Here is a 14,591-nt window from a genome sequence, read left to right on the forward strand (position 1 = left end):
AAGTAGCTTGAATTTGTTGAGTCCGACAGAAGAAAAACTATTGGGACAGTGGAATAGTAATCAAGTAGATTATCCGCAAGATAAATGCATTCATCAATTATTTGAGGAGCAGGTAGAAAAAACACCCAATAATTTAGCAGCGGTGTTTGAGCAAGAAGAATTAACTTATCAACAATTAAATCAAAAAGCCAATCAACTAGCACATTACCTACTTGCAAATGGAGTAAAACCAGAAACAAAGATAGGAATTTGTTTAGAACGTTCTATGGAAATGCTGATTGGATTGTTAGCAATTCTCAAAGCGGGTGCAACATATATTCCTCTAGATCCAGCTTATCCTCAACAGCGTTTAGAATTTATTTTATCTGATGCTCAAATATCTATATTATTAACAGATATATCTAAAATTAATTTCAACAATACCAAGGTAGAAAAATTAGTTTGTTTAACTACAGACAGAGAAAATATTACTGTTCAACCTCAAGAGAATCCGACAAGCCAAGTTAATGCAAATCATTTAGCCTACATTATTTATACATCCGGTTCTACAGGCAAACCAAAAGGTGTAGAAATACAACATCATGCTGTGATCAATTTCTTGACATCAATGCAGCAAAAGCCGGGATTAAATCAAGAAGATACTCTTCTGGCAGTAACTACAATATCATTTGACATTGCCGCCCTAGAACTTTATTTACCTTTAATTACAGGTGCAAAATTAATCTTAGCAACCAAAGAAATAGCTGGAGATGGGAAATTACTCAGTGAGTTGATTGAAACTGAAGGTGTAACTGTAATGCAAGCAACACCAGCTAGCTGGAGAATGTTGCTTGCTGCAGGATGGAAAGGTTGTACAAAATTAAAAATTCTTTGTGGTGGAGAAGCTCTAACTAATGATTTAGCAAGGCAATTATTCACATCTGGTAGTAGTATTTGGAATCTGTATGGGCCGACTGAAACTACTATTTGGTCTAGCATTTATCAAATAAAAACAACACAATTAGAAACCAGTACAATTCCTATTGGTCAACCAATTAATAATACTCAAATTTATTTGTATGACGAATATCAACAACCAGTACCAATTGGGGCAGTAGGTGAAATTTATATTGGTGGTAGTGGACTTGCCTGTGGTTATCTCAATCGTCCAAAATTAAATCAATCAAAATTTATTAACCAGGAATCGGGAAATAGATTATATAAAACTGGTGACTTGGGTCGTTATTTAGAATCTGGCAATATTGAGTATATTGGTAGAATAGATAATCAAGTCAAATTAAGAGGATTCCGCATCGAACTAGGGGAAATTGAAGCCGTTTTGAGTCAACATCCTTTAGTTAACCAAGCTGTGGTTATTTCTTCAGAAGATAGATTAGTTGCTTATATTGTTAGCAACCAGGAAATACCCGATATTCGCGGTTTTATGGCTCAAAGATTACCCAATTACATGGTGCCAAATATTTTTGTCAATATAGAGACAATACCATTAACACCTAACGGTAAAGTCGATAGAAAAGCACTTCCTGCACCAGATGGGGAAATTACTCGCGAACAGGAATACGTAGCACCACGCAACCAAAGTGAAGAAATAATAGCCAGAATCTTTTCAGATGTTCTAGGGGTGGAAAATGTGGGAATCTACGATAACTTCTTTGAATTGGGGGGACATTCCTTATTAGCAACCCAATTAATTTCCAGACTCAGAAAAGCCTTTGAAGTAGAAATTCAAGTACATACAATTTTTGAATCTTCCACCGTAGTACAGTTAGAAGAAGCATTAACCCAGTTACGTACTACCAATAGGGGATTAAGTCTTCCCGCCATTCAACCAAGAACCCACAGCGAACAATTACCTCTGTCTTTTGCACAAGAAAGGCTGTGGCTCCTCAACCAAATTGAAGGATCAAGCGCCACTTATAATATTCCAGCAGCAGTCCGTATCACTGGTAAGTTGGATGTTAATGCTTTACAAGAAAGCTTATCAGAAATAGTACGCCGTCATGAGATATTACGGACAAGCTTCCAAACTGTTAATGGCAAACCTATACAGGTAATTTATCCAGAAGCCACCATAACCATAAATATGCTGGACTTACAGCAACTAGTAGGTTCAGAACGTGAAACTGTCTTACAGCAACAAGTACAACAAGAAACTATTATTCCCTTTGACTTAGAAGTTGCCCCTTTGATAAGGTGTAATTTATTGCAATTAGATGCCACAGAATATGTGTTATTACTGACAATGCACCATATTATTTCTGATGGTTGGTCAATGGGGGTATTAATCCAAGAAGTATATACTTTATATCCAGCTTTTTGTGCAGGAGGGACATCCCCGTTAGCAGAATTACCTATCCAGTATGCTGATTTTGCACTGTGGCAAAGACAATGGTTGCAAGGAGATATTTTACAGCAACAGCTTGATTATTGGAAACAGCAGCTAGGGACTAATTTACCTGTATTGCAGTTACCTACATCTGATGATAAAGCAAAAATTGCAACCAACAAACTTGCCGAACATACGTTTTTAATTCCTGGTGATTTAGCTGAGTCAATTTATAGTCTCAACCGTCAAGAGGGTGTGACTTTATTTATGACTTTGTTAGCAGCATTTAATATTCTGCTACAGCGTTATAGCAATCAAGATGAAATTGTGGTGGGAACTGATATTGCTAACCGCAATCGGGCAGAAATAGAATCTCTGATTGGGTTTTTTATCAATATTTTGGTTTTACGTAACGATTTGAGTGATAATCCCACTTTCCAGGAATTACTGGGAAGAGTTCGTCAAGTAACATTAGATGCTTATGCTCATCAGGATTTACCTTTTGCAGAATTAGTCAAAGCTTTACAACCAAATCGGGGAGTCAATACCACACCATTATTTCAAGTACTATTTGTTCTGCAAAATGTGCCACAATCATCTGTAGAATTACCAGAATTAACCATCAATGTTTTAGATGTTAAACAGGAGATCGCTAAATTTGATATAGCTCTGTTTTTAACGGAAACTGAACAAGGTATTACAGGAAAATGGCAATATAAAGATGCCCTATTTGAGGGGAATCTAATTGCGAAGATGTCAGATAATTTTCAAACTCTCCTGGAAAATATTGTCAAGCAACCTGATACTCTGATAAATGATTTAGAAATATTCAGTGAAGCAGAGAAAGAAAAACAAAAACAGCAAAAACAGCAGCGTAAAAATGTCAAACGCAAGAAATTTATCAATGCTAAACCTAAAGCTGTAAATTTTTCACAATCTGATTTAGTTAAGACTAGTTATCTTCATGATGGAGAACATTTGCCTCTGGTCATCACACCAGTAAATAATAATATAGATATCATCGATTGGGCAAAAAATAACCGAGAATTTTTAGAAAAGAAATTAATTGAAAGCGGTGGTATTTTATTTCGTGATTTCTCTATTTCTTCACCAACAGACTTTGAAAAATTAGCCCAAGCTATTTGTCCAAAGCTATTTGAAAATTATGGAGATTTGCCGCGTACAGGGGTTTCTGGCAAAGTATATGGTTCTACACCTTATCCTTCAGAACAGGCTATATTATTTCACAATGAAAGTTCTCATATGCATTGTTATCCCCAAAAAATCTGGTTTTCTTGTATGCAACCAGCGCAATCAAGGGGAGAAACACCAATTGTTGATTGTAGAAAATTGTTGCAATTGCTCGATCCGAAACTAAGGGATAAATTTCAGCAAAAACAACTAATGTATGTCCGCAACTACACTGAAGGTTTAGATGTTAGTTGGCAAGACTTTTTTGGAACTGCAGATAAAAAGGAAGTCGAAAATTACTGTCACCAAGCAGAAATTAATTTTGAATGGAAGTCTAATGATGGCTTAAAAACTAGCCAAGTGCGTCCGGCGATTATCAAACATCCGCAAACAGATGAATCGGTATTTTTTAATCAATTATTATTACACCATATATCTTGTTTACAAGCAGATGTGCAAGAGCATATGCTGTCATTATTTGGAGAAGAAAATTTACCCCGTCATGTTTACTATGGCGATGGTTCGAGCATAGAAAATTCTGTAGTTGCAGAAATATTAGCAATTTCTCGAGAAGCCCAGGTAAGTTTTCCTTGGCAAAAAGGAGATGTCTTAATGTTAGATAATATTTTAACTGCTCACGGACGCAATCCTTATGTTGGTTCCCGAAAAATTGTGGTTGCAATGGGAGATATGATTTCTAATCAAGAAGTAGAAAAGTAAAATTGAGTGGGAAAGAGAATATGCATGAAGTTATTAGCGGTTTTAATTTATCTCCTGGACAAAAACGCCTTTGGTTTTTGCAACAAAAAAGTACGATTTATAATACCCAAGGTGTTTTCAGATTAAAAGGGGATTTACAAATAAATCTCTTAAAAAAGGCTATAGAGAAAATTGCAAATCGCCATGAAATTCTCAGAACTAGTTTTCGCAATTTACCTGGGATTAAAACACCAGTGATGGTTGTGAATGATAATCTTGAAAATACTTTGTTTTCATGGGAAGAAATTGATTTAAGTAATTATCATCAGCAAGAAAAATCAAAAAAGCTAGATGATTTGATTCAAAAGTATAGATATGATATTTTTGATTTTGAATCTGGACAATTAGTCAACTTTTATTTGATTCAACTATCTGCCTCTAATCATGTTTTAATAATTTGTCTACCTGCAATTTGTGCTGATAGCTGGTCAATTAATAATTTCTTTTTTGAACTTAGCAATTTATACTGTAATTATAGTGAAAACAGTTCAGAAGAAGATGAAGTTATCCAATACGTTCAATTTTCTGAGTGGCAGAATCAATTAGTTACAGAAGACGAAGATGCTGCAACAGCTAAGGAATACTGGCATCAACAATATGATTCTACTTTAAAAAACTGGCAATTACCTTTAGAGAATAATTTATTTGAACCATTAGAGCAATCTGTATTTAAAATTAATTGTTACGAAACACAATTAGATAGGAATTTAACTGCGAAAATTGAAGGTTTAAGTCATAAATATAATACCGAAGATTCAATAATTATACTGGCTTGTTGGCAAACTTTTTTATGGAGACTTACCGGACAAGAAAATATTGTAATTGGTAATCAGGTAAATCGTAGGGATTATGAAGAGTTGTCTTCTTTATTGGGACTTTTAGCTACTTGGATACCAATTAAAAATAAGTTGAAGGGAGATTTATCTTTTCAAGAATTAATCAAAAATAATCATAAAATTATAGAAAATACTTGGGAATGGCAAGATTATTTTGTAGCTGAAACTAATGATTTGGTTTTTCCAATTGGATTTGAATTTGAGGAATTATCACCATCAATTGTTGCGGATAATATATCTTTTTCTATGTTGCAACAATATAGCTGTATAGAAAGATTCAAACTAAAACTTGCTTGTCATAGGTATGACAATTTTTTAAAAACCTCTTTTTACTACGATATTAATTATTTTTCAGCAGATTCAATCGCTATCTTAGCCGAACAATTTCATACCATATTACAAAGCTGTATTGAAAATCCAGATATACCCATTAACCAGCTAGAGATTATTAGTACTAATGAACGTCAAAAACTTTTGGTAAATTTTAATCAAACGGAGGTTGCTTATTCTCAAGATAAATGTATTTACCAACTATTTGCAGAACAGGTTGAACGTACACCAAATAATATTGCAGTTGTATTTGAAAATCAAACATTAACCTATCAAGAATTAAATCATCGTGCCAATCAATTAGCTCACTACTTACAACAAAAAGGAGTACAACCGGAGACAATTGTAGGGTTGTATCTTGAAAGGAATATTGCAGCAATTGTCGGTATTTTAGGAATTATGAAAGCTGGGGGAGCTTATTTACCACTAGATCCAGCATTACCATCAACAGGCTTAAATTTACGTTTGTCAGATGCTCAAGTAGATTTAATTTTAACAGAAGAAAACCTGCGAGATAATCTGACTGATATTACAGCAGAAGCAATATATCTTGATAGTAACTGGGAAATCATCAGCCAGGAAAAAAATACTAATCCCATAAATGAAGTTAATCCAGAGAATTTAGTTTATATAATTTACACTTCTGGTTCTACTGGTATTCCTAAAGGTGTACTAATTGAAAATCGCCAATTATTAAATTATTTATATAGCATCCAAGAAATATTAAATTTAGATACCACAGCTAGTTTCGCTATAGTTTCGACTTTAGCTGCTGACTTGGGTAATACAATGATTTTTCCCAGTCTTTGTGGTGGTGGATGTCTACATATAATCTCTTCGGAATTAGCTAGTGATGCTAAAGCTTTGGCAGAATATTTTCATCATCATGCTATTGATTGTCTAAAAATTGTTCCTTCCCATCTCAAAGCTTTAATTGCTGCTGAATCTGCAAAAAATATTTTACCTAGAAAGAGATTAATATTAGGAGGTGAAGCAACAGATTGGCATTTAATTGAGCAAATTGAGGAAGCAAAGTCACCAGCATGCAAAATTATTAATCATTATGGCCCCACGGAAACTACTGTAGGTGTATTAACTTATTTAGTCGAATCCTCTCGCAAATACCAAACAGTTCCTCTTGGTTGTCCTATTGCTAATACCCAAATTTACCTGTTAAACGAACAACTACAACCAGTACCAATTGGAATTACTGGTGAAATTTATATCGGCGGTGCTTCCGTAGCGCGGGGTTACCTGAATCGTCCAGATTTAACTCCAGAAACATTTATTCCCAACCCTTTTATCCCCTCAGGTAAACTTTACAAAACTGGTGATTTAGGACGCTATCTTGCAGATGGTAAAATAGAGTTTATTGGACGTATAGATAATCAAGTTAAGATTCGTGGTTTTCGCATTGAGTTAGGAGAAATTGAAGCTGTTCTTAGTCAACATCCTGCTGTGGAGCAACAGGTAGTGACAGTGCGTGAAGATATTCCTAATAATAAAAGATTGGTGGCTTATATAGTACCAAAACAGCAGCCTATTCCTACGAACAGTGATTTCCGGAAATTTCTATTAGAAAAACTTCCGGAATATATGATTCCTAATACTTTCGTATCTCTAAAGAGTCTACCTTTAACGCCGAATGGTAAAATAGACAGACAAAATCTGCCAGCACCAGATAAATTTACACAAAAATTAGCTGCAAATTATGTTCCACCCCAAACTGAGAATGAAAAAATATTAGCCGAAATTTGGGGTGAAGTGTTGAGAGTAAAACAGGTAGGAATCAATGATAACTTTTTTGAATTAGGTGGAGATTCTATTCTCAGTATTCAGATTATTGCGAAGGCTAAATCAGCAGGTTTACAATTAATTCCCAAGCAACTATTTGAACATCAAACTATTGCCAAATTAGCCCAAGTTGCAGGTATAGTCACAGCAATTCAAGCCGAACAAGGAATAGTAACAGGTGAAGTTCCATTGATACCAATTCAAAAGTGGTTCTTTAGTGAAAAATTCCCAGAACCACACCATTGGAATCAATCAGTTTTACTAGAATTAAATCAGCCTCTACAGCCAGAATTAATACAGCAAGCATTGGGATATTTGTTAGAACATCACGATGGATTACGTTTGCATTTTATACAAACAACATCGGAAATTCAGCAAATTAATGCTGATTATAATAATTCTGTTCCCTTTGTTCAGCATGATTTTTCCCACCTTTCTCCGACGGAACAACAAACAGCCATTAAAAATACCGCGACTGAATTACACAAAAGCTTAGATTTATCTTCAACTCCCTTGATGCGAGTGGCTTGGTTTAACTGTGGTAGTACTCAACCCAGTCGTCTATTGATTATTATTCACCATTTGGTAGTTGATGCAGTTTCTTGGCGGATTTTACTGACAGATTTACAACTAGTTTATCAACAACTCACTCAAGGTGAAGCTATCAAATTACCACCTAAAACAACTTCTTTTCAACAATGGGGAAAACGACTGCAAGAGTATGCTAATTCTTCAGATTTAGCATCACAATTGAATTACTGGTTAACACCATCATGTCAAGAAATTGCACCTTTCCCAGTAGACAATCATGCAGGTAGAAATACTATCGCTAATGCACAGACATTATCAACTACTTTAAGTGTGGAATTAACTCAAACCCTATTGCAAGAAGTACCTACTATCTATCGGACACAAATCCATGAAATATTATTAACTGCTTTGGGAAATGTTTTAATTCAATTCACCGGAAATACTCACCAACTGATAGCTTTAGAAGCTCACGAACGAGAAACAATTTTTGATGATATAGATTTATCTCGTACAGTAGGCTGGTTTAATCATATTGTTCCATTTCTCCTGAATTTGAGTCAAGTAAATGATTTAATAGAACAGTTAAAAGCAGTAAAAGAACAAGTACGCAAGATTCCCCACTATGGAATTGGTTATGGTTTACTGCGTTATTTTAATCAAAGTGAACAAATATTTTCTGAGCTACAAAAATTGCCTCAACCAGAAATCAAATTCAATTATTTGGGACAATTTGACCAGATACTTCAAGAATCCTCTTTGTTTATACCAGCGACTGATTCTATTGCACCAGAGCGCAGTTTGCAAGGACACCGCAGTTACTTGCTAGAGATTGATGGTTTAGTTGTCCAAGGACAATTACGAGTTAATTGGACTTATAGCCAAGATATTTATCACCGCAACACTATTGAAAATTTAGGAGAGAATTTTATGAAAACATTACAAACCTTAATTAACTATTGTCAATCACAAGAAACTATAGTCTTTACCCCTTCCGACTTCCCAGAAGCTGAAATTAATCAAAAAGATTTAGAAAAATTAATTGGTAAAATCAATCAAAAGTAATTTTTCCCAATTCAATTAGGCCAAAAAAATAGTAAAAATGCAAGTTAGCAGTTTTGAAAATTTAATGTTCCATTGTGTTAAATTCAGCGTCTATATTAGGTTGAAAATAAAATATTAAAATGAATTTTCTTTCGCTCTGCTTCGTAATTTTGAATTACTCTCTCCTATAATTATGCAAACAAATAATATTGAAGACATATACGAACTTTCACCCATACAACAGGGATTATTATTCCACCACCTTTATTCTCCTAACTCTGAAGTATATTGCCAGCAATACGATATTTCAATTCAGGGTAAGTTAAATTTTACAGCATTTGAACAAGCTTGGCAAAAAGTTTTAACTAGACATTCTATATTACGTACTTCTTTTTACTGGGAAGAGCTAGAAAAACCACTGCAAGTTGTTAGCAAAAAAGTAAAAATACCATTAGAGAAACTGGACTGGCGAGATATTTCACCAACCTTACAAAAACAGCAACTAAAAGCTTTTATTCAAGCAGATAGACAGCGTGGTTTTGAACTCTCCCAACCGCCTTTGATGCGTTTAACATTGATACAATTGAGTGATGATATATATCAATTTATCTGGACTAACTATCACCTGATATCAGATGGTTGGTCTCGTGCTTTACTAATAAAAGAAGTCTTTGAATTTTATAAAGCTTTGTGCAACGGTGAAAATTTACATTTAGAACCACCACTAGCTTACAAAAATTATATTGCTTGGTTACAGCAACAAGAACAGTCTCAAGCAGAAAAGTTTTGGCGGAATTTTCTCAAAGGAGTGGATAGTCCTACACCTTTAGGTGTGAAAAAATATGTTGGTGATGTAACAGGTAAACAAGCAACTTATGCACAAGAAAACATAAAATTATCAAAGACAATCACAGCAAGTTTACAATCCTTTGCAAAAGAATCTCAACTGACAATAAATACGATCATACAAGGTGCATGGGCTTTACTTTTAAGTCGCTATAGTGGCGAAGATAATGTGATATTTGGTATTACTTCCTCCGGTCGTCCCCCGACTCTAGAAGGTAGTGAATCGATGATAGGAGTATTTATTAATACTTTGCCATTAACTTCACACGTAGATGGTGAGAAAAAATTGTTACCCTGGCTACGGGAACTCCAATCTCAACAAGTAGAACTGCGCCAATATGAATATTGTCGATTGGTAGACGTGCAGAAATGGAGTGAGATACCCCAAGGACTACCTTTATTTGAAAGTATTTTGGTTTTTGAGAACTATCCTTTCACGGATTCTGGCGAGGAAATTGCAGATTTGACTATTGGCGATGTCTCTGGCATTAGTACAACTAACTATCCCATAACATTTATGGTAGTTCCTGATACCGAGTTACTACTATCAATTATGTATGATGAGCGCTATTTTGATACTGCTATTATCACGCGGATGTTAGGACATCTCAAAACTCTAATTGCTGCAATGGTAGCACATCCTCAGGAACAGTTAAAAACATTACCAATACTGACAGAAACCGAGCGATATCAGTTATTAGTAGACTGGAATTCGACACAAGTTGATTATCCTCACAATCAATGTATCCATGAATTATTTGCAGCACAAGTTGCGCGATCGCCAGATGCTGTAGCGGTAGTTTTTGAAAACGAAAAGTTAACTTATACACAACTTAATCAACTAGCAAATCAACTAGCACAATACTTGCAAAAACTAGGTGTAAAACCAGAAGTTCCAGTTGGTATTTGTGTGGAAAGGTCGATTCTAATGGTAGTGGGGATTCTGGGAATTCTCAAAGCTGGTGGAGCTTATGTACCCTTAGATCCAGACTATCCCCAAGAACGTTTGGATTTTATGCTATCGGATGCTCAAGTACCAGTTTTGCTCACACAGGAGCATTTGCAAACAAAGCTACTACCTCATCAAGCTAAGGTAGTTTGTTTGGATGGAGATTGGAAAACAGAGATTCAAGAAAATGAAAATCATCTCCAATATGATATCTGTGCGGAAAATTTAGCTTATATAATTTACACCTCTGGTTCCACAGGTAAACCCAAAGGTGTACAAATTAATCATCGCAATGTAGTTAACTTTCTTTATTCTTTAAGTTCTAACCCTGGAATCACAGAGTCAGATATTCTTCTAGCAGTAACAACTTTATCATTTGATATTGCTGGATTAGAAATTTTTCTCCCTTTGATAGTAGGAGCAAAAGTAGTAATTGTTAGTAGCAAAGTCGCGAGGGATGGAATTGAATTATTAAATAAATTAGAGACAGAAAAAATCACAATTATGCAAGCGACTCCATCTACATGGGAAATGTTATTAGCAGCAGGATGGAGTGATAATAAAAATAAAAAATTAAAAATTCTTTGTGGTGGTGAAGCTGTATCCTCACAACTAGTAGCAGAGTTACACAAGCGTAGTAGTTCAGTTTGGAATTTATACGGTCCTACGGAAGCAACGATTTGGTCTACTATTCATTTAGTCAAAGAAAAGGAAAAAACTGTTTCTATAGGTCGTCCAATTGCTAATACCCAAACCTATATTTTAGATAGATATCAACAACCAGTACCTATAGGAGTTAGTGGAGAACTTTATATTGGAGGTGATGGTTTATCTCGTGGTTATCGAAAACAACCTGAATTAACAACTGAGAAATTTATTCCCAATCCCTTTGATAACAGTGCAGAATTATATCTTTATAAAACAGGAGATTTAGTACGTTATCAATCAGATGGTAATATTGAGTTTATCAGTCGTATTGACCACCAGGTAAAGCTACGTGGTTTTCGCATCGAATTAGGGGAAATAGAAACAGTATTGACTCAAAATTCAGCAGTACGTCAAGCCATTGTCATGGTTAGAGAAGATGAACCTAAAAATAAGCGCTTAGTTGCTTATATAGTTCCTGAAAAACAAACATTAACCATCAATGAACTACGTAAAATTCTCCAGCAGAAGTTACCAGATTATATGATTCCTGGAAATTTCGTATTTCTAGAGAAATTACCTCTAACTCCCAATGGTAAAGTAAATCGTCGAGTATTACCAGTACCAGATACTAACCGCCCTGAATTAGCAGAAAATTATCTGGCTCCTAAAACAACTGCAGAAAAAACTTTAGCTGAAATTTGGAGTCATGTATTAAAAATAGAAAAAATTGGCATTCACGATAACTTTTTTGCTTTAGGTGGTGATTCTATTCGCAGTATCCAAGTTTGTTCTCAAGTAAGGGAACGTGGTTTTGATTTATCTATTCAACAAATATTTAAATATCAAACTATTTACCAACTAGCTCAAAATCTCAATCATAAACAATCTAGCAGTCTTAATTATCAATCAAATCCACCATTCAGCTTAATTACCACCGCAGACAAAGAAAAATTACCGGAAACTGTGGAAGATGCTTATCCCCTAACAACTATGCAAATGGGGATGTTTTTTTACAGCAAATATAATCCTAATGCCAATATTTACCATAATGTCTCTAGTTTCCATTTAAAAGCAGTATTGAAATTAGAATATTTACAAACAGCCGTTGATAATTTAGTCAATCGTCATCCCATACTGCGTGCTTATTTTAACTTAGGAGATTTCAGTCAACCTTTACAGATAGTTGAAAAACAATTATCTGTTCCATTGTATTTTGAAAACTTACGTCATCTTTCGGAATCAAAACGCCAAGAAATAATAGCGGAATTCTTAGAAACAGAAAAACAACATAAGTTTGACTGGACACAACCACCACTGCTACGGTTAAAAATTTATCAAACTACTCCAGAAACATTTCAATTTACTCTTACTTTTCATCACGCGATTCTTGATGGATGGAGTTTATCTTTACTGTTGAGTGAATTGTTTGAAGAATACTTCTGTTTAATTAACAAACGAAACTATTCTATCTCACCACCAACAATCACTTTTCGAGACTTTGTTGCCTTACAGCAAAAAGCACTTAACTCAAGCGATAATCGTCAATACTGGTTACAAAAACTGACAGGAGTCACTCAAACTGAGATACCGCGCTGGCGTTTTTTAAATGCAAATAATCATACACCAGAAAACTTAAATATAGATGTAGCAATTTCTGAAAAAATATCTCAAGGATTGAAAGACTTAGCAAAGTCTGCTACCGTTCCCTTAAAAACTGTATTACTCACCGCGCACTTAAAAGTTATTAGTTTACTCAGTGGTGAATCAGACATAGTTACGGGACTTTCAACTAATGGTAGACCGGAAACTAAAGATGGCGATCGCATTTTAGGACTTTTCCTCAATACTTTACCGTTTCGTGTCAATTTTAATAGCGGTTCGTGGATAGATTTAGTAAAACAAACTTTTGAATTAGAACAAGAATTACTTGCTTATCGCTGGTATCCCATGTCTCAAATCAAAAAAGACCTAAGCGGGGAAAATTTATTTGAAATTTCTTTTAATTTTACCCATTTTCATCGTTATCAAAATTTACAAAAATCCAGTGAATTAGAGGTTTTAGAAGGTCAAGGGTTTGCAATTAAAGAATTTGTTTTACTTGCGCAATTTAGTTTAGATTTGCTTTCTTCTGATGTCAAATTACTTTTAGAGTGTGACCCCCAAAAATTATGTCACGAACAAGCTCAGGATATTGGTAATTATTACACTAATGTTCTCTCAACAATGGCTATTAATCCATTAGAAAGTCACGAAAATGAAAATATGGTGGAAGAATTAACTAAGAAAACAAAAGAGATTAAAGAGTTAATAGAAAAAGAAACCACAAAAAAAGGTCTAAAAACTTTAAAATTAACCAAGCGTAAGGCTATCCGTAATAAATAATATGAATCAGCCAAAAATAAACAAGCCTAATTTTAAAAAAATAGGATCTAGTAAACGCAAAACTGTTACTATCTCCCAAGAACAATTAATCAAACTAGATTTTTTAGATGACCATGATCCCCTTCCTTTATTAATTACAGCTAACGTTGAAGGATTGAGTCTAGTAAGTTGGGCTAAAACCCAAAAAGAATTAATTGATCAAAAATTACTACAACATGGAGGAATTCTATTTCGCAACTTTAAATTAAATGATATTCCTGAATTTGCAGAATTTATCAAAACAATTGGCGGAAATTTACTGGAATATTCCTATCGTTCCACCCCTCGGACTCAAGTAAGTGGTAATATCTACACTTCTACAGAATATCCTGCTACTCAATCCATCCCATTACATAATGAGATGTCATACTCCCGAAATTTTCCGCGAAAAATTGCTTTCTATTGTCTACAAAGTGCACAACAGGGTGGAGAAACACCAATTGCTGATAGTCGCAAAATTTTTCAACGTATTTCCAATCAAACTAAAGAATTATTTCAGCAAAAGCAAATAATGTACGTGAGAAATTATGGTAATAATCTCGATTTAACTTGGCAAGATGTATTTCAAACCACTGAAAAAATCGAGGTTGAAAACTACTGTCATCGCGCTGGAATTGAGTTTGAATGGAAAGACGCAGATTGCTTACAAACCCGTCAAATTTGTCCAGCAGTAGTTGAACATCCTCAAACAGGAGAAGCAGTTTGGTTTAATCAAGCTCATTTATTTCACATCTCAAATTTAGATCCCTATGTTCGTGAAAGTATTTTAAAAAATTATCAAGAATCAGAACTACCACGAAATACTTATTACGGTGATGGTTCTGCAATTGAAACAGCAGTATTAGCAGAAATAAGAGAAATATATCAACAAGAATCAATCATCTTTCCTTGGCGAGAAGGGGATATATTGTTACTAGAT

General features: G+C 34.6%; 4 protein-coding genes. All 4 read left to right on the forward strand.

Annotation, left to right across the window (positions count from 1 at the left end; genetic code table 11):
• Positions 1–13 precede the first annotated feature (13 nt).
• Positions 14–4,237: a non-ribosomal peptide synthetase gene (locus CALSC_RS05265; protein ID WP_235006684.1), complete on the forward strand. Its 4,224-nt coding sequence runs from the start codon at positions 14–16 to the stop codon at positions 4,235–4,237.
• A gap of 20 nt (positions 4,238–4,257) precedes the next feature.
• Positions 4,258–8,829 carry a non-ribosomal peptide synthetase gene (locus tag CALSC_RS05270; protein ID WP_088240353.1) on the forward strand — a complete coding sequence of 1,524 codons (4,572 nt, stop codon included), beginning with the start codon at positions 4,258–4,260 and terminating at the stop codon, positions 8,827–8,829.
• A 172-nt stretch (positions 8,830–9,001) separates the two neighbouring features.
• A complete protein-coding gene (locus CALSC_RS05275) occupies positions 9,002–13,633 on the forward strand; it encodes a non-ribosomal peptide synthetase (protein WP_088240354.1) in 4,632 nt (1,543 codons plus the stop codon).
• A 1-nt stretch (position 13,634) separates the two neighbouring features.
• A partial coding sequence (locus tag CALSC_RS05280) for a TauD/TfdA family dioxygenase (protein ID WP_088240355.1) occupies positions 13,635–14,591 on the forward strand: 957 nt, incomplete at its 3' end.

Source organism: Calothrix rhizosoleniae SC01, from assembly GCF_900185595.1.
In the GTDB taxonomy this organism is placed as follows: Bacteria; Cyanobacteriota; Cyanobacteriia; order Cyanobacteriales; family Nostocaceae; genus Calothrix_A; species Calothrix_A rhizosoleniae.